The sequence below is a fragment of the Ruegeria alba genome (assembly GCF_022321465.1).
Lineage (GTDB): Bacteria > Pseudomonadota > Alphaproteobacteria > Rhodobacterales > Rhodobacteraceae > Ruegeria_B > Ruegeria_B alba.
In genome coordinates, this window is sequence record NZ_JAKOEM010000001.1 from 160,022 (window position 1) to 183,165 (window position 23,144).

Consider the following 23,144-nt stretch of genomic DNA (forward strand, 5'->3'; position numbering starts at 1 on the left):
GGTCAACTCCGCGTCAGCAGCATCAGTTGCAGCGCGGCGCGCCGCGCGGTGTCCTCCAGCCCGACACGGCGGAACAGGGCCAGCGCGACGCCCAGATCGTCATGATTGCCCATGGCGCCGCTGCCGAACCGGTCCATCGCTTCGAGAATCGCTTCGCCCAGATGACCGTCGCTCAACATCGCCTCCATTTCGGGGGGCAGGGCGGTGGAACTGTCGAACCCGTCCGCGATGGCCCCGGCCTGGGGCGAGGGCGGGGCGACCGAACCGGGAACGCCGCGCGCCAGCGCGGCAAGAAAGGCGCGGTCGCCGCTGATATCAGCGGGGTCATGCGCCGCCGTTTCATAACCCGGAGACAACAGCCGGATGCGCCAGGCGAGTGCGGCGGCCTCGGGTGCGTCCAGCACGGGGAGCGCTTCGGCAAAGAGTTGTGCAAAGGGCACTTCGAGCCGTGCCTGCCGCATCGCTGCCCAGGCGATGGGCAGGGTCTTGGCCACCGCTTCGGCGCTGCCGCTTTGCAAGGCTGTTTCGAATTGCTGCACCGCCTCGACCCGGTCCCAGATACCGCCCGAAGCGGCCGGGCTGCGCTGGGTATAGAGGCCCAACAGCTGGTTGGGTGTCAGCGCGCCGATGCGGGTCAGACGTTCGGCGGCCTCCAGCTGGGCCTTCCAGCCGGCCAGATCGCGCAGGTCGGCATTGGCAAAGGCACGTGGCAGGCCAGACGTGTTCAGCGGCTCGCCGATCGCCTCGAACAGGCGAAAGGTCAGCGGGTCGGGGCGCGCGGGGGCCGGGGGCGGCGGCAGGTCCTCGAAAATCTCGGGGCTAAGGAACCGGTCGAGCAGCGACAGCGTTTCGGGCGGCAGCAGCTCCAGCGCATGCGCGGTCTCCAGCGTCAGCGCCGCCGAGGTCCAGTCTCCCCGACGCGCGGTGCAAAAGATCAGCGCGCCGTAATCGGTCGCCAGATGCGGGCTGGCGGCCAGCGCGGCGCAACTGCTGTCCTCGTCCCCGGTCAGCAGGGTCGCGTCGAACCAGCGCCGAAACCGTTCTTGCGAGGCGGTGGGACCCGCCAGCTGGATCAGCGCCTGCGCCGGGTCCACCGCGCCGAGCTGCATCAGACGGTCGACCCGCGCCAGCAGCATCGTTTCCGCGGCCTGCGGGCTGGCATAGGGGGGGCGGGTCTCGGACAGCAGCAGGGTATAAAGCAGGGTCTGCATCGCCGGATTGTCGCGCACCGGCACCCGCATCAGCCGCTCGGCCAGCAACACCGGGTCGCTGCCCTGCCACAGGTCCAGCGGCAGGCCGGTCAGCTTGGTCGAGACCAGCCCCAGCGGCATTGGCAACGCCTCGAGCGGGGTGACCTCGATCTGCGGTGTCAGCCCGCTCTGGGTTACAGGCGGCTCCAGCAGAGCGGTGCCAGGCAAGGTGCCGGGGGCCGGGTTGGCCAGCCAGTCGATCACTGACAGCGGCTCTTGCTGGGCCAGTCCCGCAATCGGTAGACAGGCCAGAAGCGCGGCCAGCCTGATGCGTTTCGGGATAGTCCCATCCCTAGTCCGCATCCAACACCACCGGCAGGCGCTGTTCGGTCTGTGGTGCCGAGAAATCAACCCCGAAGAACGGGCCCAGATAGGCATATCCGATCAGCGCGACAGCACCGAGACACACGACATAGACCAGAAATTTGACCAAACGACCCATGATTTGACGCTGCCTCTTTCGTTCTTTTGCCCAAGTTATAACTGGCCTTTTTCACAAGATCACGTCATTCAGAGGACAATGAGCAAAATTGAGCATAACTCGGCCAAAACAGAAGATGGTCGCGCCGCCGCGCTGCACAAGACCGTCGTCATGGTTGGCATGATGGGGGCGGGTAAAACCGCCGTGGGCCGGGCCTTGGCACAGCGGCTGGGAGTGCCTTTTCTGGACAGCGACGCCGAGATCGAAAATGCCGCAAACATGTCGATCCCCGAGATTTTCGAGCGTGATGGCGAGGCATTCTTTCGCGACCGAGAGAGCCAGGTCATCGGGCGGCTGCTGAAGGGGGCGCCCTGCGTGCTGTCCACCGGTGGCGGCGCCTTTCTGGCCGAGGCGAATCGCCGGATGATCTCCGAGCGTGGCGTGTCGGTCTGGCTCAAGGCCGATCTGTCGGTGCTGTGGAATCGGGTCCGGCATAAGGACACCCGTCCGCTGCTGCGCACCGCCGATCCGCGTGCGACCTTGCGCGCGCTTTATGAGGCGCGGGTGCCGCTTTACTCCGAGGCCGATCTCTGCGTGATTTCGGATGGTGAAACCTCGATCGAGCAGATGGTCGACCGGGTGATCGCGGCGCTGGCAACGCGCAAGGATGTATTGGAACTGAGCTGACATGATGAACACGGTGCATGTCGCGCTGGGGGCGCGCAGCTATGATGTGGAAATCGGACCGGGCCTGATGGCCGAGGCAGGCGCGCGCATTGCGCCTCTGCTGAAACGGCGCCGGGTCTGCGTGCTGACCGACGAGACGGTGGCAAGCCTGCATCTGGAGGCGCTGCGCGAAGGTCTGGCCGCCGGCGGGATCACGATGCAGGCGCTGGCGCTGCCGCCGGGCGAGGCCACCAAAAGCTGGCCGCATCTGGAACGCGCGGTCGACTGGCTGTTGGCCGAGAAGGTCGAGCGCAACGATATCGTTGTGGCCTTTGGCGGTGGCGTGATCGGCGATCTGGCGGGCTTTGCCGCCGCCATTCTGCGCCGGGGCGTGCGGTTCGTGCAGATCCCGACCTCGCTTCTGGCGCAGGTGGACAGTTCGGTGGGCGGCAAGACCGGTATCAACGCCACCCACGGCAAGAACCTGATCGGCGCCTTTCACCAGCCCTCGCTGGTGCTGGCCGATACGTCGGTGCTGGGCACACTGACGGCGCGCGATTTCCTTGCCGGCTATGGCGAGGTGGTGAAATACGGGCTGCTGGGCGATGCGGCGTTCTTTGACTGGCTCGAAGGGCAGGGACCGGCGCTGGCCGCTGGTGACATGGCCGCCCGGGTCGAGGCGGTGACCCGCTCGGTTCAGATGAAGGCCGATATCGTCGCCCGCGACGAGACCGAACAGGGCGACCGGGCGCTGTTGAACCTCGGCCATACCTTTTGCCATGCGCTCGAGGCGGCGACCGGCTATTCCGACCGTCTGCTGCATGGCGAGGGGGTGGCGATCGGCTGCGCGCTGGCGTTCGAACTCTCGGCGCGGTTGGGGCTTTGCTCGCAAGAGGACCCAAGCCGGGTGCGCGCGCATCTCAAGGCGATGGGGATGAAGACCGATCTGTCCGATATCCCCGGCGATCTGCCGGGTGCAGCGGCGTTGGTCGACCTGATGGCACAGGACAAGAAGGTGGTGGATGGCCAGTTGCGCTTTATCCTGGCGCGCGGCATCGGGCAGGCCTTCGTCACCTCGGACGTGCCGCGCGCGGCGGTGCTGTCCGTGCTTGAGGATGCGCTGGCAAGCTGCTGAAAAGGGGGCGATTATCGCCCCTGTATCACCATCAGCTCGCCCACGTTCTCGCGGGTGACATAACCCAGCATCCGCCCATCAGTCGTGGTAACGGCGACCGCAGGCGCCCCCTGGTAGAGGGCATCCAGCACCGTCTCCAACCCGCTGGCGAGCGGCACCTGCGGGATGTCACGCTCCATCACGGTTTCCGCCGAATCCGAACGTGGATGATCCGAGGCCAGCGCGGCGAACAGCCGTGCCCGTGTCACAAATCCCAAAAGGTGCCCGTCCCCATCCAGCACCGGAAATTCATGCTGGGTGGTGTGCAGCACCGCCTGCGCGGCGGTGGCCAGCGTGTCGGCGGGGCCCAGCGTCTCGAAGCGGGTGATCATCGCGTCGCGCGCCAGCAGGCGGCGGGTCACCGCGCGCATGGCGACATCCTGCGCCTCGGCATTGGCGGCGATAAAGACAAAGACCGCGATCAGCACCAGTACCGGGTTGCCGCCGCTGAGCCCGGCAAAGCCAAAGAGCAGCGCCACCAGCTGCCCGGCGGCGGCAGCGATGCGGGTGGCGCGCACCCGGTCCATCGTCAGGCTGAGCGCTGCGCGCAGGACGCGCCCGCCATCCATCGGAAAGGCCGGGATCAGGTTGAACACCGCCAGGAACAGGTTGACCATCGCCAACCGGCCCAGGAAATCGGGCTCGGCGCTGTCGATGGCGGTCAGCGTTTCGAACCGGGTATCGACACCGACAAGGGTGAGGGCGGCCCAGATCGCCACATTAACCGCCGGACCGGCCAGCGCCACCACGATCTCTTGCCCCGGCTTCTCGGGCATCTTGTCCAGCCGGGCCAGCCCGCCGATGGGCAGCAAGGTGATATCGGGGGTGCGGATGCCATAGCGGCGCGCGGTCAGGGCGTGACCATATTCATGCGCCACCACACAGGCAAACAGCGCCAGCACAAAACCGGTGTTTTCCACGGCGCTGGGCCAGCCGCCCATCTGATAGGCCGAGATGCCGATCCAGGCGATGAGCAGAAAGAAGGTGACATGGACCTTCAGTTCCGAGCCAAAGAGACGGCCGATGGTGAAGGACCATGTCATGATATGCCTCCGGGTCTAGAACGGGATCTCGTCGTCGTCGATGCCGCCCGAGGCCGGACCACGCCCGCCGCCCTGATTGCCGCCGCCCGAGGGGCCGCCATAGGGGTCGCCCGCAGGCCCGCTGTCATAGCCGCCGCCGTAACCGCCGCCCTGACCACCGCCATAGCCGCCGCCGCCGCTTCCGCCTTCGCTGCGCCCGTCAAGCATCACCAGCGTCGAGCCGAAGCCCTGCAACACCACCTCGGTGGAGTAGCGGTCCTGGCCGGACTGGTCCTGCCATTTGCGCGTCTGCAACTGGCCCTCCAGATAGACCTTGGAACCCTTGCGCAGATATTGTTCGGCGACGCGGACCAGACCTTCGTTGAAGATGGCGACCGAATGCCATTCGGTCCGTTCGCGCCGTTCGCCCGTATTGCGATCCTTCCAGGTTTCAGAAGTGGCGATGCGCAGGTTGCACACCTTGCCCCCGTTCTGAAATGTCCGCACCTCGGGGTCGCGGCCCAGATTTCCCACCAGAATGACTTTGTTGACCGAGCCAGCCATGGGTTCCCCGTCTCCTGTTCTTGTTACATCTTGTGTTGTGATCGGCCCGAATCTTGCCGACCCGTCCCGACAGACCCTACACGCGCGCGCAGGCAGAGGGAAACCGGTAGCTCTATTCGCCTGATCCGCGCCAGCGTGCAGGCAGGGTTTTCTTCACCGCCAAACCAGCTATAGTTGCCGGCAAGGGGTTACGGACAGGTTATTTCCAATGCGCAGACTCTTTTCCGGTTTCATGGTGGCCGCGGTTGCCCTGTCGGGCCTGCCTGCGAGTGCCGATATGTTTTCGACCAAGAACCGGCGCGACCTGTTCCAGAAACAGGCGCGACTACTGGATACCAGGGCTGCGAGCCAATACGAAAGCTCCTCGCGCCTGCAACCGCCGAGCGCCGAGCGCACTTCGACCCGCAGATACGCTGGCAAGTACAAGGGCGAATACCTGCAAATGGCCCGCGACGCGGCCCGGCGCCACAATATCCCCGAGGATCTGTTTCTGCGACTGGTGCAGCAGGAAAGCGGCTGGAATCCGCATGCCAAATCGCACAAGGGTGCGATGGGCCTGGCCCAACTGATGCCGGGGACCGCACGGGCATTGGGGGTTGATCCGGGTATTCCCTATCAGAACCTTGACGGCGGCGCGCGCTATCTGTCGCGGCAATACCGCAAGTTCAAATCGTGGCGCCTGGCGCTGGCGGCCTATAATGCCGGCCCCGAAGCGGTGGAGAAATACGGCGGTGTCCCGCCTTATGAAGAGACCAAGAATTACGTTAAGGTGATCTGGGGCAGCTGAGGCACGCTGTCTCGTACAGGGCGCCGTCACAGCCCCGCTATTCGAGAAAACCCGCAGGCCGAAGGCTGCGGGTTTCGTGTTTCTGCCTATTCTGCGGCGATCTTGATCACGGGGCCCATTCTGGCCAGCACATCGTCGCTCAGGTGGCATTTCACCTGATGGCCGTCGCCCAGTTGGCGCACTGGAGGCACGTCCTTGTCGCACAGGCCGCCCGGCACTTCGGATTTCCAGCGGCAGCGGGTTTGGAACGGGCAGCCCGGCGGCGGGTTCATCGCCGAGGGGATGTCGCCTTCGAGCACGATATGTTCCTTGATCACCGAGGTGTCGGCGATCGGCACCGCGCTCAGCAGTGCCTCGGTATAGGGGTGGTAGGGCGGGCTGAACACCTGATCGGTGGTGCCCAGCTCGACCACATGGCCCAGATACATTACCATCACCCGGTCGCTGAGATAGCGCACGATCGACAAGTCATGGCTGATGAACAGCAGCGTCGTCTTCTGCTCGCGCTGGATCTCCATCAACAGGTCGGTCACCGCCGCCTGCACCGACACGTCCAGCGCCGAGACCGGCTCGTCCGCCACCACGATGCGGGCACCGCCGGCAAAGGCGCGGGCGATGCCGACGCGCTGTTTCTGGCCGCCCGACAGCTGTCGCGGCATCCGCTCGGCAAAGGCGCGCGGCAGTTTCACCAGATCGAGCAGTTCCAGCATCCGCTGTTGCCGCTCGCCATCGTTCTTGCCGATGCCAAAGATCTCCAGCGCGCGGATGATCTGGCGACCCACGGTCATCGAGGGGTTGAGCGTGTCGAACGGGTTCTGGAACACCATCTGCACATCCGACACGGTCTTGGTGTCGCGCGCCTCGATCGGGATCTGTTCGATGTTGCGATTATCGAGCAGGATTTGCCCGTCGGTGGCGGTTTCCAACCCCATCAGCACCTTGGCAAAGGTGGACTTGCCGCAGCCCGATTCGCCGACGATGGCCAGGGTTTCGGATTCGCGCGCCTCGAAGGACAGGGTCTCGTTGGCCTTGACCACCTTCTTTTCACCGCCGCCGAACAGGGCATTCGCGGCCACCTCGTAATATTTCTTGAGGTTGTCCATCTTCAGGACCACATCGCCAACCTGCGCCTTTGCCTTCTGTTCGCCCAGGGCAATCGGCGCGTTCCAGTCGATCTCGCGGAACTTCAGACAGCGGGTGTGATGACGGTCATTGCCCGGCACCGCCTCCATCAGTATGTCCTGCGCATCGCAGCGCCCGGCCTCGAAATAGTCGCAGCGCGGCCCGAAGTTGCAGCCGGGCGGGCGCTCGTGCGGCAGGGGGAAGTTGCCGGGAATGGCCACCAGCGGGCGGCTGTTCTTGTCGGCGCCGGGCAGCGGGATCGAACGGAACAGCGCCTGGGTATAGGGGTGCTGCATCTCGTCGAACACATCCTTGATCGAGCCGCGCTCGACCGCCTCGCCGGAATACATGACGCAAAGCCGGTCGCAGGTCTCCAGCACCAGGCCCAGGTTGTGGCTGATGAACAGCATCGAGGTGCCGTATTTCTTGCCCAGATCCTTGACCAGCGCGACCACGGCGGCCTCGACCGTCACATCAAGCGCGGTGGTGGGCTCGTCCAGGATCAGCAGCGCCGGTTTCGACATCAGCGCCATGGCGATGACGATGCGCTGCTGCTGGCCGCCCGACAGCTGGTGGGGATAGCTGTTGAGCATCCGCTCGGGGTCGGGCAGGCGCACATCGGTCACCACTTCCAGCGCCCGTTTGCGCGCCTCTTCTGCGGACACGCCTTCGTGGATCATCGGCACTTCCATCAGCTGTTTGCCGATCTTCATCGCCGGGTTCAGGCTGGCCATCGGCTCCTGATAGATCATCGCGATCTCGTTGCCGCGAATGTCGCGCAATTCGTCGGCGCTCATCTCGGCCAGGTCGCGGCCCTTGAACTTGATGGTGCCGCCCACGATGCGGCCGTTCTTGCCCAGGTCCTGCATCACCCCCAGCGCCACGGTGGATTTGCCGCAGCCGGATTCGCCCACCAGCCCCACCGCCTCGCCGGGCTGCACGCTGACAGAGAAATCCATCACCGCGGGAATTTCCCGCAGCCGGGTGAAAAAAGAAATCGACAGTTTGTCGATCTCCAGGATCGGACCGTCATATTCCGCCATCTTGCTCATGTTCTTGTCTCCCTGTCGGAGCGGAAAGAAAGCCTTCTTCCTCTTGCTCCAAATATCCCGGGGGGTCCGGGGGGCTGGCCCCCCGGCTTTGATCACGTCAGTCCTTCAGGCTTTCTTCGCGCAACCCGTCCGCCAAGAGGTTCAGACCCAGAACCAGCGACAGCAGCGCCAGCGCCGGCGGCAGGGCCGGGTGCAGGTAGATCGACAACAGCTTGCGCCCCTCGTTGATCGTGCTGCCCCAGTCCGGGCTTTCCGGCGGCAGACCCAGGCCAAAGAAGCCCAGCGTGCCCAAAAGGATGGTGGTATAGCCGATGCGCAGACAGAAATCGACGATCAGCGGCCCACGCGCATTGGGCAGGATCTCCCACAGCATGATGTACCAGGGGCCTTCGCCGCGGGTCTGGGCGGCGGCGACATAGTCGCGTGTCTTGATGTCCATCGCCAGGCCCCGCACGATACGGAACACCGTGGGCGAGTTGACGAAGACCACCGAGACAAAGACCACCAGGATGCCGCCCGGAATGTCGAACGGGTCGAGCACCGAGGGCAGGCCCGGAATGCTGCGCACCAGATAGCCGTTCTCCGAAATCAGCGCCAGATAGAGCCACAGCGCGAACCCCAGCACCCCGATCAGCAGCGGCGTGCGGAACGCGGGCTGGGTACGGTAGCGCGAGTTCAGCAGCACGCCCAGAAAGATGATCGGGAACATGAACAGCACGATGGCCATCATGGTGGGCAGGCCGGTTGCCACGATCTCGGGTGTGACCAGCAGGTAGAACAGCAGGATGACCGGAAAGGCCAGGATCAGGTTGGCGAGGAAGGACAGGAACGTGTCCAGCCGACCGCCGTAATATCCGGCCGGCAGGCCCAGGGTGATCCCGACCATAAAGGCAAAGAGCGTGGCCAGCGGTGCGATCTGCACCACGATCCAGGCGCCCTTGACCACCCGGCTGAACACGTCACGCGCCAGATTGTCGCCGCCCAGCAGATACCAAGCATAGTCACCTTCACCCGCGCCGGCCAGCGGTGTGCCGGGCACCTTGTTCTTCATGCCCGAGACCTGGCTCAGCGGGTCATGCGTGATGATCAGGTCCATGGCGCCAAAGATGCCGACAAAGACCCAGAACATCACCAGGCCAAAGCCGATCATGCCGATCGGACTGTCAAACAGCTTGCCATAAAGGCCCAGCCGCCGCTTGAAGGCGATCGACAGGGCAAAGAGCAACAAGAGCGCGATCCAGACCGATGACAGCTGATACAGCACGCGGATGATGATTTCGAATATACCGAGAGGTTCCATGTTCCGTTCCTCCCTTACGAAATGCGGATGCGCGGGTTGAGGTAGACATAGCCGATATCCGAGATCAGCTGCGTGATCAGAACCACGAAGACCGAAACCACCGATACCGCCAGCAAGAGCTGGATGTCGTTATTGCCCGCCGCCTCGACCAGAACCCAGCCGAAGCCCTTGTAGTTGAACAGGCTCTCGACGATGACGACACCGTTGAGCAGCCAGGGGAATTGCAGCATGATCACTGTAAAAGGAGCGATCAGCGCGTTTCTCAGCGCGTGCTTGATCACGATATTGGGGAAGGACACGCCCTTGAGCCGCGCAGTGCGGATGTATTGCGCCGTCATCACCTCGGTCATCGAGGCGCGCGTCATCCGCGCGATATAGCCCATGCCATAGAGCGCGATAGTCAACACCGGCAGGAAGAAATTTTCGAACGTCGGCTGCTCCATCGCCTGGGTTGCGGTGCCCTTGAACCATTTCAGCCCCACCGTCGACGAGGTGAAGACCGCGATGAAGATCACGCCCGAGACATATTCCGGCGTTGCCGTGCTGAGGATCGAGAAGGTCGACAGTGACCGGTCGGTGCGCGACCCCTCGCGCATCCCTGCCAGCACACCCACGAGCAGGGCAGAGGGCACCATCAGGATCATGACCCACATCATCAGGTAAAGCGTGTTGCCCAGCCGTTTCCAGATGATCTCGTCCACATCGGCCTTGAACCGTGTCGAATACCCCCAGTCGCCCTGAACGATACCGCAAAACCGCGGCGTCTCTTCCGGGGTTTGCCCGGGGCGCACGCAGGTTCCGACGAACTGACCGTCATTCAGGGTCTTGGTAAAGCCCGGCATCACGCCCAGCCAGCGGCCGTATTTGGTGAGCAGCGGGTCGCTGTAACCGCGATTGTCGAGCCAGGTTTGCACCTGCTCGTCGCTCATCCGCTGGTTGCCCTGGGTTTTCGCCAGTTTTTCGAGGTTCGGATAGAGGTTCGTGAGGAAGAAGACCACGAAGGTCAGGCACAATGCCGTCAGCAGCATCACCCCGAACCGCCGGAGAATGAAAAGTCCCATGTTAGCCCCTGTTGGTCAGGCTGGTCCGCAGCTCTCGCGCCCTTGGTGTCGGCGTCTTCACCCCGGCACGGGGCGCGGGGCAATGCTGCGGCTGGAGGAGCGCGCCCAAAGGCGCGCTCCGGTCGATATCGGGCGGTGGCCGATCAGGCCGCCCAGCCCCACTTGTAGTGGTGGTGTTCAAAGGCGATGTGCATATCGGTGCCCACCAGACCCTCTTTCATGTGACGGTAGAGCGCGCGCCAATAGGGCTGGATGGTCACGCCTTCCTCCTGGATCAGGGCCTCGCCCCTGGCCACCACCTCGCGCCGCTTGTCGGCATCGGCCAGCGCCAGCGCCTCGGCCAGGATGGCGTCGAACTCGGGGTTGGCCCAGCCGAACTCGTTCCAGGCCTCGCCCGAACGATAGGCCAGTGCCCAGATTTGCACGCCCAGCGGACGGTGGTTCCAGTTGGTCGAGCTGAACGGATACTTGGTCCAGTCGTTCCAGAAGGTCGAGCCGGGCAGAACCGTCCGCTTGACCTTGAAGCCCGCATCGCGGAGCTGCGCGGCCACAGCATCGGTGGTGTTGCGGCGCCAGTCGTCGTCGATCGAATGGATCTCGTGTTCGAAATCCATCATCCCGGCTTCTTCCATCAGGGCCTTTGCCGCGGCCGGATCGTGCTTGCGCGCGGGCAGCTCGGCATATTCCGGGTGGCTCGGGCCGACATGGTGGTTTTCGGCTGGAGCGCCGCGCCCGCCATAGCCCAGTTCCAAGCAGACCGCGTTGTCCACGGCCAGCGAGATGGCCTGACGCACGCGCTTGTCGGCATAGGGTTTCTTGCCGTCAATTTCGGCCAGCTGGTTGGGCCGAACCACCACGGTGCTCATGGTCACCACTTCGGACTTGGCATAGCCCAGGCCATCCATCACGTCAATGAATTCACCGACGGATTCGTGCAGCATGTCCACTTCGTCGGATTCCAGTGCCGACAGCCAGGCCGACGGGTCGGTGCCATAGTCGATATACTCGATCCGATCCAGCGCCGGGCGGCCAAACACCGCCTCGCCCCACCAGGTGTGGTTCTCGTTGCGGGCCAGAACGCATTTCACGCCCACTTCCAGCTCTTCGATCACATAGGGGCCGGTGCCCACATTGTTGGTCAGGTCGCTTTCGCTGAAGCTGCTGTGCACGATGGCCGCCGGATAGTCCGACATGCCCGCGATCAGCGAGATGTCAGAATTGGGCAGGTTCAGGCGCACGGTGTGGCTGTCGACCACTTCGATCGCGCCGTCGATCGCCTGGCCGCTGTCGGCGTCGATCAGGGTGGCGAAACGGCCCGCCATCGAGTTGGTTTCCGAGCTCTTGTCACACCAGCGGGCGATGTTGCGCGCCACGTCATCGGCAGTGAAGTCTTCGCCGTTGTTCCAGGTGACGCCCTTGCGGACGTTCAGGGTATAGACGGTGGCGTCGTCGTTGATCTCCCAGCTTTCCAGCAGGATGCCGCGGAAGGTCCCGTCCGAGTTGTACTCGACCAGATATTCCATGGTGCCACGGGTTTCGTTGCCCAGTTCGGACCAGTCGTAGGTACGCGGATCCTTCAGTTCGCGCACGCTCATCTGCACGCGCAGGGTACCGCCCTGCTTGGCTTCGGAGGCGACAGCAGGGGTCGGCGCGGTCAGACCGATCAGCCCATAGGCTGCGGCGGCGCTGACACCCAGACCGGTGGCGCGGGTCAGGAACTCACGGCGGCTCAGCTTGCCGTCGCGGAACTCCTGCGCATGCATTTCGGCAGCCCAGTGTACCGGCTGCTGGCGGGTTTCGTGTGTGGTCATGAAAGTCTCCCTGTGACTTTTTTCGATTAGCGGTCGGTCTGCGGCCCGTGTGGCGCCTGCTGCGCTGCTGCGGGTCTGTTGCCGTCCGATGGAATTCTGGCGTCCCCATGCGCCTATTCCGCAATAGATTCCCGCCTGCGTCAATGATTGGTTTCGTCACATCTTGGCCAAAAAGCGACATCGGTATGTCGAAAACCTTCATATATTCAGCAAAAATGGACAGGAGTGTCTATTTGGGGTGGTTGTTGCGGCGCAGCGCCCTCGGGGTGAGTCCGGTGCGGCGACGGATAAAGCGGCCAAAAACCGCCGAGCTGGCGAATCCAAGGTGCCGTGCGATATCGCCTAGGTTGGCCGGGCTGGTGCAGATCAGCCCGCGCGCGGCGTGCTCCAGCCTCTGGTGTAACAGCTCGGCCGCGCCCAACCCGGTGGCGGTCATGCACAGGCGGGTCAGATGGGCAGGCGAGACGTCGATAGCGGCGGCATGCTCGGCCACGGTGGCGCCACTGTCAAAGGCCTGAACCAAACGCGCGCCATAGCGGCGCGTCAGGTCGCGGGCGCGGTCGCTGGGGCGGGGCAGGTCGTCGTGATCGCTCTGTCGGCGCAGCCAGATCGCCGCTAGCTGCGCCCAGCTTTCCATCGCGGTTGCGCCGAGCGCCCTTGTGCCGCTCTGCTCGCGCGCCAGCGCGTCGAGCAGGCCGGTCAGCTCGACCTGATCCGCCGCCGCGCGGATGCGCAGCAGCAGCGGTCGCGCCGGCAGCGGGATCGCGCTGGTCCCTGGGATCAGCAGCGCCTGCCCCAGACAGCCGCGCCCAATGTCCAGCGCCATCAGGTGGCGCGCCGGCACGAACAGCGCGTTATGGGCGCCGAACCCGATCCGTCCGCCATCCAACAGCCCGGTGCCCTGACCACGGGTGATCCACAGCAGCAGGTGGTGGCCCCGGTCATGCGCCAGCTGCACCTGCCAGCGCCCCAGCGGCATCAGCTGCGCCAGGGTCGACAGGCGGATATCTGCTATCTCGGCGGGGTCATGGGCCATGACATGCGATCCTGCCAGCGCTTGTGGTCAATGCCAACCGCTCAGCCGTTTACGGGCAGGCGATGCCAATTGCCCATGCGGGCGCGGAACCAGCTGCGTTGCCGCTTGGCATATTGGCGTGTGGCGATACTGGCACGTTCGCGCGCCGCGTCCAGCGTGATCTCGCCGCGCAGATGCGCCATCAGCTCGGGCACGCCGATCGCCTTGAAGGCGGGCAGGGCCGGGTCGTATCGGTCGGCCATCGCGGCCACCTCTGCCAGCGCGCCCTCGTCCAGCATCTGGTCGAACCGGCGCGCGATGCGGTCCCACAGCCACAGCTTGTCCACCTCAAGCACCAGCGGCACCGTGCGCGCCAGCGGCAGTGGGGGTGGTGGCGTGTCTGCCTGCCACAGATGCAGCGCCCGCCCGGTGGCGCGCTCGACCTCCCAGGCGCGCTGAACGCGCGCCCGGTTCATCCGGTCCAGCCCGGCGGCGGTGGCCGGGTCGATCCCCGCCAGCAGCGTATCGAGGGGCAGTGCATCCGCTTCGGCCCGGATATCGGGCGGGGTGGCGGGGATCTCGGCCATGCCTTCGGTCAGCGCGGTAAAGTAGAGCCCGGTACCGCCCACGATGATCGGCCGGTCCGGGCCGTCCAGCAGCGGTGTCACCTCGCGCAGCCAGTGCCCGGCGGAATAGGGCGCATCATAGGGCAGATGCCCATAGAGGCGATGCGGCGCGCGTGCCTCCTCCTCTGGCGAGGGCCGCGCGCTGATCGCGCGCCAGCAGTTATAGACCTGGCTGGCATCGGCGTTGACGATAACGCCCCCGAACCGCTCGGCAATCTCCAGCGCCAGCGCCGATTTGCCCGAGGCGGTCGGCCCCGCGATCAGCACCGGTACGCCCTCGGGGATCGGGGGCAGGGCGGGGCCTACAGCCATGGTCGCGCGCCCCGGTTCATCTCATTTGCCCGACAGGGGCCATGCCGCATTGAACCCATCGGGGTTTTCCTCCATTTTGCGCCGGAAAATAGACCGGTGCCAAAGCGGAGCGCAACATGACCTCGTCCACATCCCCCGAAACCCCGTCCGATCCCTCGCAAACCAGGTACAAGCGCGTGATGCTGAAGATCTCGGGCGAGGCGCTGATGGGGGATCAGGGATTCGGCCTGCACCCGCCCACCGTCAAGCGGATCGCCGAAGAGGTCAAAACCGTGCATGACATGGGGGTCGAGATCTGCATGGTGATCGGTGGCGGCAACATCTTTCGCGGCCTCAGCGGCGCCGCCCAGGGGATGGAGCGCACAACCGCCGACTATATGGGGATGCTCGCCACGGTGATGAACGCGCTGGGAATGCAGGCCGCGCTCGAAGGGCTGGGCGTATTTACCCGGGTGATCTCGGCCATTCGGATGGACGAAGTGGCCGAACCCTATATCCGCCGCCGCGCCGTGCGCCACCTCGAGAAAAAGCGGGTCTGCATCTTTGCCGCCGGCACCGGCAACCCCTATTTCACCACCGACACCGCCGCCACCCTGCGCGCCAATGAAATGGCCTGCGAGGCGATCTTCATGGGCAAGAATGGAGTCGACGGAGTTTATGACAAGGACCCCGCGCTGCATGATGACGCAGAGCGTTATGACGAGATCAGCTATGACGAGGTGCTGGCCAAGCGGCTCAAGGTGATGGATGCCTCGGCCATCGCGCTGGCGCGCGACAACAACCTGCCGCTGATCGTCTTTTCACTGGACGAGCCGGGCGGTTTCCGCGGCATCCTGGCGGGCGAGGGCACCTATACCAAGGTGCAGGGCTGACCACAGCGGTCGGGCATCTGGCCAAAGGGGGCGGGCCAAGATTGCTATACAACCCAATCTGGATGGCTTAAGACCCAAGAAACAGGACCTCAAGCAGAGGAGAGAGCAGCATGTCTGACGATTTCGAACTCGACACCGACGATCTCAAGCGCCGCATGGATGGCGCCATGGCCAACCTCAAGACCGAATTCGCCTCGCTGCGCACCGGTCGCGCCTCGGGCTCGATGCTGGAGCCGATCCAGGTCGAGGCCTATGGACAGATGACCCCGATCAACCAGATCGGCACCGTCAACGTACCCGAGCCGCGCATGGTCACCATCAATGTCTGGGACAAGTCGATGGTGGGCAAGGTCGAGAAGGCGATCCGCGAAAGCGGGCTGGGCATCAACCCGCAGCTCAACGGTACCATCATCATGCTGCCGATCCCCGAGCTGAACGAGGAACGCCGCCGCGAGCTGACCAAGGTCGCCGGCCAATATGCCGAACATGCCCGCGTCGCCATCCGCAACGTGCGTCGCGACGGCATGGACCAGATCAAGAAGGCCAAGGCCGACGGCATGTCCGAGGACGATCAGAAGTTCTGGGAGGCCGAGGTGCAGGAACTGACCGACAAGATGATCAAGGCGGTCGACGGCGCGCTTGAGACCAAGCAAGCCGAAATCATGCAGGTCTGAGCCGCACCAGATGGCCCATGACCCCGCTCCCGCGCACGGCCCCGGCCCGCGTCACGTCGCCATCATCATGGACGGCAATGGCCGCTGGGCCCAGGCACGGGGCCGTCCGCGCCTGTTCGGCCACCATGCCGGCGCCCGCCGCGTGCGCGAGGTGGTCGAGGCCTGTCCCGACTTGGGCATCAAGTATCTGACCATATTCGCCTTTTCGACCGAGAACTGGAAACGGACCCAGGTCGAGGTGGCCGGGCTGATGAGCCTCTTTCGTCGCTACATCGCCAAGGAGACCCGGGCGCTGCATGCGCGCGGGGTCCGCGTGCGCTTCATCGGCGACCGGGTGCGGCTGGATGCCAAGCTGATCGCGCTGATGGACACGCTCGAAGAGCAAACCCGCGAGAATGACAGCGTGCATCTGACCATCGCGCTCAACTATGGTGGCCGTGACGAGGTGGCCCGCGCCACCCGCCGTCTGGCCCGCGATGTGGCCGAGGGGCGGCTGAAACCCGAGGATGTGGACGAGGAGACGCTGCCGCGCTACCTCGACACCCGCGTGCTGCCCGATCCCGACCTGGTGATCCGCACCAGCGGCGAGGCGCGGATTTCGAACTTTCTGCTCTGGCAGTCGGCCTATTCCGAATACGAATTCATCGACACGCTCTGGCCCGATTTCACCGCCGAGGAGCTGGCCCGGCTCTGCCAAAGCTATGGGAGCCGCGACCGCAGGTTCGGCGCGGTCAAGGCATGAGCGAGGGGCGCTGGTCCGACCTGACCGCCCGGGTGGGGTCCGCCGTGGTGCTGGCCGCCGTGGCCGGGGTCGAGCTGTGGCTGGGCGGTCTGTGGTTCGAAAGCTTCATCGCTGTGGTGACGGGCCTGATGGTGTGGGAACTGATGCGGATGATCGCGCCCGAACGGGGTGGGGCGGCGGTGCAGATGGCGCTGCTGACCGGATTTGCGGTGCTGCTGGCCTATCACCTTCCGCCGCTTTACCGGCTGCCGGTGCTGGTGGCACCGGCGCTGGTGGGCGCCGGGCAGGTGACCCGATACAAGGGGCTTTACGCGGTCTTCGCGCTCTGGATCGCCTTTGCCGGGCTTGGTTTCATCTGGATCCGCGAGGTCATGGGCCTCGACTGGATGCTGTGGCTGGTGCTGGTGGTGGTTGCCACCGACGTGGCGGGGTACTTCGTGGGCAAGATGATCGGCGGGCCGAAGTTCTGGCCGCGCGTCAGCCCGAAAAAGACCTGGTCGGGGACCGCGGGCGGCTGGGCCGCTGCCGCGCTGATTGGCGGTGGCTTCGCTATATATGCGGGGCTGGGCGCCAGCCTGCTGGTGCTGTCGGTGCTGGCCTCGATGGCCAGCCAGGCGGGTGATATCGCTGAAAGCGCGCTGAAACGGAAAATGGGGGTCAAGGACAGCTCCAACCTGATCCCCGGTCATGGCGGCTTTCTCGACCGGTTTGACGGGATGATGGGGGCGGCGGTGTTTGTCCTGCTGGCCGGGCTGCTGCGCACGCTTGGGGGCCTGTGATGCAAGCGGGGTCTGCGCGCAGGGTCTCGATCTTCGGGGCCACCGGTTCCATCGGGCAGAACACCATTGACCTGATCGCCCGCGATCCCGACGCTTATGATGTGGTGGCGCTGAGCGGTGGCGCCAATATCGGGCGACTGGCCGAGGATGCCCGGCGGCTGCGTGCCGATGTGGCGGTGACCGCCTTTCCCGAGCGTCTGCATGATCTGCGCGCCGCGCTGGCCGGTAGCGGGGTCGAGGCGGCGGCGGGTCCGGCGGCCCTGATCGAGGCGGGTGCGCGCCCGGCGGATTGGGTGATGTCGGCCATTGTCGGCGCGGCGGGGCTGGCGCCCGGTCTGGCGGCGCTGGAGCAGGGTGCCACGCTGGCGCTGGCCAACAAGGAAACGCTGGTTTGCGCGGGGCCTTTGGTGCTAGAAACCGCGCGTCGCCATGGCGCCCGGCTGCTGCCGGTGGACAGCGAGCATTCGGCGGTGTTCCAGGCGCTGGTGGGCGAGGACATGGCGGCGGTCGAACGGATCGTCATCACGGCCTCGGGCGGGGCCTTCCGCGACTGGCCGCTGGAACGGCTGGCCGGGGCCACTGCCCAGGAAGCCGCCCAGCACCCCAACTGGGACATGGGCCAGCGCATAACCATCGATAGCGCGTCCATGTTCAACAAGGCGCTGGAGGTCATTGAAACTCGGGAGTTTTTCGGGATCGACCCGGAACGGATCGAGGTCATCGTACATCCCGAATCCATGGTGCATGCGCTGGTTGGCTTTCGCGATGGTGCGCTGATGGCGCATCTGGGCGCGCCTGACATGCGGCATGCCATCGGCTATGCGCTGCACTGGCCCGAAAGGCGCGACCTGCCGGTGGCGCGGCTTGATCTTGCGGCGCTGGGGCAGCTCAATTTCCGCGCCCCGGACGATGCCCGCTATCCCGCCCTGCGGCTGGCGCGCAGGGTGATGGCGCGGGGTGGGCTGTCGGGCGCGGTGTTCAACGCCGCCAAGGAACGCGCGCTGGATCATTTCATCGCCGGGCGCATCGGCTTTCTGGACATGGCGCATCTGGTCGAGGTCGTTCTGGACCGGTTTGAGTCCGATCCTGGCCTCATTGATGCCCCAATGACCCTTGATACTGTGACCCAAACAGACCATCTGGCGCGTCAAAGGGTCGACGCCGCATTGGCAAAACGAGCAGGGTAAGATTTTGGACGTTATTGGACTGATCCCGCAATTCGGCAGCCTTCTCTATACTATCGCGGCCTTTGTGGTGGCCTTGTCGGTCATCGTCGCGGTGCATGAATATGGCCATTACATCGTCGGGCGCTGGTCCGGCATCCATGCCGAGGTGTTCTCGATCGGGTTTGGCCCGGTGTTGTGGAGCCGCGTGGACCGGCGCGGCACCCGCTGGCAGATTGCGCTGCTGCCTTTTGGTGGCTACGTCAAGTTTATGGGCGATGCCAATGCCGCCTCGGGCAAGGATGGCGAGAGCATGGCCGAGATCTATCGCCGCAATCCCGATGACCTGCGCCGCACCATGCATGGCGCGCCGCTTTGGGCGCGGGCGGCGACCGTGGCGGCGGGACCGCTGTTCAATTTCGTGATGTCGATCCTGGTGTTCGCGGTCATCTTCATGACCCGCGGCGCCCCGGTCGAGCCGCTGACCGTGGCCGAGATCCGCGATCTGCCCGGTGTCGAGACCAGCCTGCGCCCCGGCGATACCATCCTGTCGGTGGGCGGCGTGCCGCTGCCGGAGCCGGATTTCGCCAGCGATGCCGAGGAAGGCGCCGCCTGGCGCGATTTCGAAGGCGCGCTGCCGCTGGCGGCGCAGCTTGAATACTCCGTGATGCGCGACGGGGCAGAGGTTACGGCGACCGGACCGCAGTTCTTCCCGGCGCTGGTCGGTTCTGTGGTGCCGCGCAGCGCGGCGCAGGATGCCGGGCTACGCTCGGGCGACGTGATCCGGGCCATCGACGGCGAAGCGATCGTGGCCTTCCGTCAACTCAAGGACATCGTCGAGGGGTCGGACGGCAAGCCGCTGCTGCTGGATGTCTGGCGCGAGGGCGAGATGCTCCAGCTGCTGCTGGTGCCACGCCGCACCGACAGCCCCACGCCCGAAGGTGGGTACGAGACCAACTGGCGGATCGGTGTGGCCAGCGGTCAGGCCTTTGACCCGGCGACCGAAACGCCCGGCCCGCTGGCGGCGCTGGCCACCGGGGTCAGCCGTACCGGCGATATCGTCTACTCCTCGCTCTCGGGGCTCTGGCACATGATCGCGGGGCAGATTTCCACCTGCAACATCTCGGGTCCGGTGGGCATCGCCCAGGCCTCGGGCGCGGTGGCCAGCCAGGGCGCGCAAAGCTTCATCGCTTTCATCGCGGTGTTGTCGACGGCGGTGGGGCTGCTTAACCTGTTCCCGATCCCGGCGCTGGATGGTGGCCATCTGGTGTTCTATGCCTACGAGGCGGTGGCCGGCAAACCGCCCAGCGACAATGTGCTGCGGGTGCTGATGGCGCTGGGGATCACCCTCATCCTGTCGCTGATGCTGTTCTCGCTCAGTAACGATCTGTTCTGCTGACGAGACGACAATTCTCAACAAAGCGTGAATGCGCCCAAGTCTCGCCACATTCGGGGGCTAACCTGAGCGGGACTTGGGAAACTAGCAGGAGCGTGAAAGATGCATGTCTTGCAACAATCGTATCGTGGTCTTGGCCTGGTGATGCAGCTCAACTGGGATCGTATCCTGTTTGTGGGCGCAATCGTGGCAGCGCTGTTTCTGGGGGCGTTTCTGGGTAGCCTCTAACGCGCACTCCTGACTTCGAGTTCAAGACGCGGCCGCCAAGGCCGCGTCTTTCGTTTTGGGCTTTTGACAACCCCGGTCAATCCCGGTACTGACAGACGAAAGACTGCTGCAAACTGGGTTGAAAAAAGATGCATAACGGGACAGGCGCAGGTACATACTGCGGTACGGGCATTTCCAGCCGCCATATGTTGTTGAACTCCGTCTCCGCAATTTTTCTTGTCACAGCAATGACCTTTTCTGCCCTGCCGCAGGACGCGCAGGCGCAGGATTACCGATTTAATACCGTTCAGGTCGATGGAAACCAGCGTATCGAGACCTCGACCATCGTCGCCCGGATGGGAATCGAACGGGGCAAGACGATCTCGGCCGGGGGGCTCAACGATGCCTATCAGCGTTTGCTTGACAGTGGCGTTTTCGAGACAGTCGAGCTGATTCCGCAAGGCAATACTCTGGTGGTCAAGGTGGTTGAGCATCCGACCATCAACCGGATCAATTTCGAGGGGAACCGCCGGGTAAAGGACGAGACGCTCGAAGGCGCCATCGGCTCGCAGTCGCGCCGCGTTTTCACACCCGAGCAGGCCGAGCGCGACGCAGCCACCATCGCCGAGATCTATTCGACCCAGGGCCGCGTCGCCGCCACCGTGGTGCCGCGCATCATCCGTCGCAGCGACAACCGCGTCGATCTGGTCTTTGAGATCTCCGAAGGCGACACGATCGAGATCGAGCGCGTGAGCTTTGTGGGCAACCGCGCCTTCTCGGATCGGCGGCTGCGCCGGGTGCTTGAGACCAAGCAGGCCGGGATCCTGCGCACCTTTATCCGGTCGGACACATTCATTGCGGACCGGATCGAATTCGATAAGCAGGTGCTGCGCGATTTCTACCTGTCGCGTGGCCATGTGGATTTCCGCGTCAACAGCGCCAATGTCGAATTCACCCGCGAGCGTGACGCCTTCTTCCTGGTTATGGATGTAACCGAAGGGCAGCAGTTTTCCTTTGGCAAGATCACTACGGTCAGCGAAATTCCGGGGGTCGCGGCGCCGGCTTATCAGGAGGTGCTCAAGATCAAGCCGGGCGTGGTCTATTCACCCAGCCTGGTGGAAAACTCGATCGCCCGCATGGAGCGTTTGGGCCTCAAGAACGGGGTCGATTTCCTGCGGGTCGAACCGCGCATAACGCGAAACGACAGGGACCAAACTCTGGATATCGAATTTGCGCTGGTCAAAGGCCCGCGCATCTTTGTCGAGCGCATCGACATCGAAGGCAACACAACCACACTGGACAGGGTTATCCGCCGCCAGTTCCGCACCGTCGAGGGTGACCCGTTCAACCCGCGCGAAATCCGTGAAAGCGCCGAGCGCATCCGTGCGCTGGGCTTCTTTGCCGATGCCAACGTGGAAACCCGCGAGGGATCGACCCCGGCGCAGGTCATCGTCGATGTGGATGTCGAGGAAAAGCCGACCGGCTCGCTCAGCTTCGGCGGCAGCTACTCGGTCTCGGACGGTTTCGGTGTGGCCATCGGCCTGACCGAGGACAACTGGCTGGGTCGCGGCCAGCGGCTGGGCCTGACCCTGTCGACCGCGCAGGATGCCGAGCAATATGTGCTCTCGTTCACCGAGCCGCAATTGCTGGGGCGCGACCTGCGCTTTGACATCGACCTCGGCGTGGCGAACACCAATTCCAGCTTTGCCAGCTATGATACCGAGCGAGCCTTCTTTGCGCCGGGTCTGACCTTCCGCTTGGGCGAGTTGTCGACCCTGCAACTGCGCTATCGCTGGGAGGCCAGCGAGATGGTGCAGCGGACCGCGACCACGGTCAGCGGCGCGGTGATCGCAAGCGAAATCGCGCAGGGCAAGAAATCATCCAGCGCGTTGGGGCTGACCTATACCTATGACAGCCGGATCGGTGGCCTGAACCCCAATGCGGGCGTGTTGTTCGAGGTCGGCGTCGATGCGGCCGGTCTGGGCGGCGACAACGAATATATCAAGACTTCGGCCAAGGCCATCGCGCAGACCCGGGTATGGCACGAAGAGATCACCCTTCGCGCTTCGCTGGACGTGGGTGCGTTCAGCTGGCAGGGCAGCGGGTTTAGCCGTGCGGTCGACCGTTTCGTGATCGGTCCGAACACCTTCCGCGGATTTGAGCCTGCGGGTGTCGGCCCGCGCGACCTGTCCAACGGGGTCGATGACGCGATTGGCGGCAACTATTATGCAGTGGCCCGGTTCGAGGCGGAATTCCCGCTGGGCTTGCCCGAGGAACTGGGCCTGCGTGGCGGCGTGTTCTACGACGTCGGCAATGTCTGGGACCTGAGTGATGTCAACACCGCCGGAGGTACGATCGTCGGCGCCGATGGCTCGTTCCGACACGTGATCGGCTTCTCGCTGCTCTGGACCACCGCCTTTGGTCCGCTGCGCTTCAACTTCTCCAAGGCGCTCAAGAAAGAGACCTTTGACAAGGAACAGTCCTTCGACCTGACCATTCAGGCGCGGTTCTGATCACGGCATGCGGCCTTGGCACACAGGGCAGGCAATGCGGGGCCTCTTGGGGGCCCTGCTGCTGTTTCTGGCGCTGCCTTTGGATGCCTCCGCGCAACAGTTGGGCCTGCCGCGCCACGAGGTGCTGACCATCTCGAGCGAGATCCTGTTCGTGAAATCCGCCTATGGCCGCCGCATCATCGACGAGATCGAGGCCGAAGGCGCGCTGCTGGCGGCCGAGAACGAGCGGATCGTGGCCGAGTTGAGCCGCGAGGAGCAGGAGTTGACCCAGCGCCGGACCGAGCTGGAGCCGCAGGCGTTCCGGGTGCTGGCCGAAGCCTTTGACGTCAAGGTGCAGGCCCATCGCGAGAACCAGACCGCAAAGCGGCAGGCGCTGGAGGCGCGCGGCGAAGAGGCCCGCGCCACATTTGTCGAACTGGCCCGGCCGATCCTTGCGGCGCTGATGCGCGACACCGGCGCCAGCGTGATCCTGGAGCGCTCGACAGTATTCCTCAGCCTCGACACCACCGATATCACGGCCATCGCGATCAGCCGCATCGACGCGGCCATCGGCGACGGCAGCGCCCTGCGTCGGGATTAGCGCCTGTTTGCGCTTGCTTGCCGATTGCGGCCAGT

Annotated in this window: 22 protein-coding genes; 12 read left to right on the forward strand and 10 right to left on the reverse strand. The window is 64.6% G+C overall.

Going from position 1 to position 23,144, the window contains the following annotated elements:
- Positions 1-2 precede the first annotated feature (2 nt).
- Both MB818_RS00780 and MB818_RS00785 read right to left on the reverse strand, forming a co-directional pair.
- Positions 3-1,553, reverse strand: coding sequence for a hypothetical protein (locus MB818_RS00780; RefSeq protein ID WP_238903518.1), 1,551 nt, complete (start codon positions 1,551-1,553; stop codon positions 3-5).
- A complete protein-coding gene (locus MB818_RS00785) occupies positions 1,543-1,692 on the reverse strand; it encodes a hypothetical protein (protein WP_234136441.1) in 150 nt (49 codons plus the stop codon). Before MB818_RS00785 ends, MB818_RS00780 begins: the two co-directional genes overlap by 11 nt.
- Before the next feature lie 78 nt (positions 1,693-1,770).
- Between MB818_RS00785 and MB818_RS00790 the strand changes: the two genes are divergently transcribed.
- Together MB818_RS00790 and aroB are read left to right on the forward strand one after the other, a co-directional pair.
- Complete coding sequence (locus MB818_RS00790) at positions 1,771-2,358, forward strand: shikimate kinase (protein WP_238903531.1); 588 nt, start codon at positions 1,771-1,773, stop codon at positions 2,356-2,358.
- Position 2,359: 1 nt separating this feature from the next.
- Positions 2,360-3,472, forward strand: a complete 1,113-nt coding sequence (gene aroB, locus MB818_RS00795; protein WP_238903533.1) for a 3-dehydroquinate synthase — start codon at positions 2,360-2,362, stop codon at positions 3,470-3,472.
- 11 nt (positions 3,473-3,483) lie between these two features.
- Here the strand turns inward: aroB and MB818_RS00800 are convergent, their stop codons facing one another.
- Together MB818_RS00800 and ssb are read right to left on the reverse strand one after the other, a co-directional pair.
- Positions 3,484-4,554, reverse strand: a complete 1,071-nt coding sequence (locus MB818_RS00800) for a site-2 protease family protein (RefSeq protein WP_238903541.1) — start codon at positions 4,552-4,554, stop codon at positions 3,484-3,486.
- Positions 4,555-4,569: 15 nt separating this feature from the next.
- Complete coding sequence (gene ssb / locus MB818_RS00805; RefSeq protein WP_234183727.1) at positions 4,570-5,097, reverse strand: single-stranded DNA-binding protein; 528 nt, start codon at positions 5,095-5,097, stop codon at positions 4,570-4,572.
- A gap of 208 nt (positions 5,098-5,305) precedes the next feature.
- On the opposite strand from ssb, the gene MB818_RS00810 reads away from it, so the two are divergent.
- Positions 5,306-5,884: a lytic transglycosylase domain-containing protein gene (locus MB818_RS00810; protein ID WP_234136446.1), complete on the forward strand. Its 579-nt coding sequence runs from the start codon at positions 5,306-5,308 to the stop codon at positions 5,882-5,884.
- A gap of 86 nt (positions 5,885-5,970) precedes the next feature.
- Here MB818_RS00810 and MB818_RS00815 read toward each other — a convergent pair whose 3' ends face one another.
- The 6 genes from MB818_RS00815 to miaA all read right to left on the reverse strand — a co-directional run bounded on the left by MB818_RS00815 (position 5,971) and on the right by miaA (position 14,183).
- On the reverse strand, positions 5,971-8,058 hold the full coding sequence (locus tag MB818_RS00815; protein WP_234136447.1) for a dipeptide ABC transporter ATP-binding protein: 2,088 nt from the start codon (positions 8,056-8,058) through the stop codon (positions 5,971-5,973).
- A 97-nt stretch (positions 8,059-8,155) separates the two neighbouring features.
- Entirely contained in the window at positions 8,156-9,358 is a 1,203-nt protein-coding gene (locus tag MB818_RS00820) for an ABC transporter permease (RefSeq protein ID WP_234136448.1), read from the reverse strand.
- 14 nt (positions 9,359-9,372) lie between these two features.
- Positions 9,373-10,419, reverse strand: a complete 1,047-nt coding sequence (locus tag MB818_RS00825; protein WP_234136449.1) for an ABC transporter permease — start codon at positions 10,417-10,419, stop codon at positions 9,373-9,375.
- A 143-nt stretch (positions 10,420-10,562) separates the two neighbouring features.
- The gene (locus tag MB818_RS00830) at positions 10,563-12,230 is read right to left on the reverse strand and encodes an ABC transporter substrate-binding protein (protein ID WP_234136450.1); all 1,668 of its coding nucleotides are present in this window, start codon (positions 12,228-12,230) and stop codon (positions 10,563-10,565) included.
- A gap of 229 nt (positions 12,231-12,459) precedes the next feature.
- Positions 12,460-13,266 carry a helix-turn-helix transcriptional regulator gene (locus MB818_RS00835; protein WP_238903543.1) on the reverse strand — a complete coding sequence of 269 codons (807 nt, stop codon included), beginning with the start codon at positions 13,264-13,266 and terminating at the stop codon, positions 12,460-12,462.
- 41 nt (positions 13,267-13,307) lie between these two features.
- Positions 13,308-14,183, reverse strand: a complete 876-nt coding sequence (miaA, locus tag MB818_RS00840) for a tRNA (adenosine(37)-N6)-dimethylallyltransferase MiaA (protein ID WP_234175916.1) — start codon at positions 14,181-14,183, stop codon at positions 13,308-13,310.
- A gap of 116 nt (positions 14,184-14,299) precedes the next feature.
- Between miaA and pyrH the strand changes: the two genes are divergently transcribed.
- From pyrH to MB818_RS00880, 9 genes are all read left to right on the forward strand, one after another.
- A complete protein-coding gene (pyrH, locus tag MB818_RS00845) occupies positions 14,300-15,055 on the forward strand; it encodes a UMP kinase (RefSeq protein ID WP_234145045.1) in 756 nt (251 codons plus the stop codon).
- A gap of 110 nt (positions 15,056-15,165) precedes the next feature.
- Positions 15,166-15,729 carry a ribosome recycling factor gene (frr, locus tag MB818_RS00850; protein ID WP_234136454.1) on the forward strand — a complete coding sequence of 188 codons (564 nt, stop codon included), beginning with the start codon at positions 15,166-15,168 and terminating at the stop codon, positions 15,727-15,729.
- A gap of 10 nt (positions 15,730-15,739) precedes the next feature.
- Positions 15,740-16,471, forward strand: a complete 732-nt coding sequence (uppS, locus tag MB818_RS00855; protein ID WP_234136455.1) for an undecaprenyl pyrophosphate synthase — start codon at positions 15,740-15,742, stop codon at positions 16,469-16,471.
- Positions 16,468-17,250, forward strand: a complete 783-nt coding sequence (locus MB818_RS00860; RefSeq protein WP_234162424.1) for a phosphatidate cytidylyltransferase — start codon at positions 16,468-16,470, stop codon at positions 17,248-17,250. The genes uppS and MB818_RS00860 overlap by 4 nt, the downstream gene beginning before the upstream one ends.
- The gene (gene dxr, locus MB818_RS00865) at positions 17,250-18,437 is read left to right on the forward strand and encodes a 1-deoxy-D-xylulose-5-phosphate reductoisomerase (protein ID WP_234162425.1); all 1,188 of its coding nucleotides are present in this window, start codon (positions 17,250-17,252) and stop codon (positions 18,435-18,437) included. Before MB818_RS00860 ends, dxr begins: the two co-directional genes overlap by 1 nt.
- 4 nt (positions 18,438-18,441) lie before the next feature.
- Positions 18,442-19,812 carry an RIP metalloprotease RseP gene (gene rseP / locus MB818_RS00870; RefSeq protein ID WP_234183717.1) on the forward strand — a complete coding sequence of 457 codons (1,371 nt, stop codon included), beginning with the start codon at positions 18,442-18,444 and terminating at the stop codon, positions 19,810-19,812.
- A gap of 99 nt (positions 19,813-19,911) precedes the next feature.
- Positions 19,912-20,037: a hypothetical protein gene (locus tag MB818_RS21940; RefSeq protein WP_255699810.1), complete on the forward strand. Its 126-nt coding sequence runs from the start codon at positions 19,912-19,914 to the stop codon at positions 20,035-20,037.
- 128 nt (positions 20,038-20,165) lie between these two features.
- Positions 20,166-22,529, forward strand: a complete 2,364-nt coding sequence (gene bamA, locus MB818_RS00875; protein ID WP_439653263.1) for an outer membrane protein assembly factor BamA — start codon at positions 20,166-20,168, stop codon at positions 22,527-22,529.
- 34 nt (positions 22,530-22,563) lie between these two features.
- Entirely contained in the window at positions 22,564-23,109 is a 546-nt protein-coding gene (locus MB818_RS00880) for an OmpH/Skp family outer membrane protein (protein WP_234136460.1), read from the forward strand.
- Positions 23,110-23,144 lie beyond the last annotated feature (35 nt).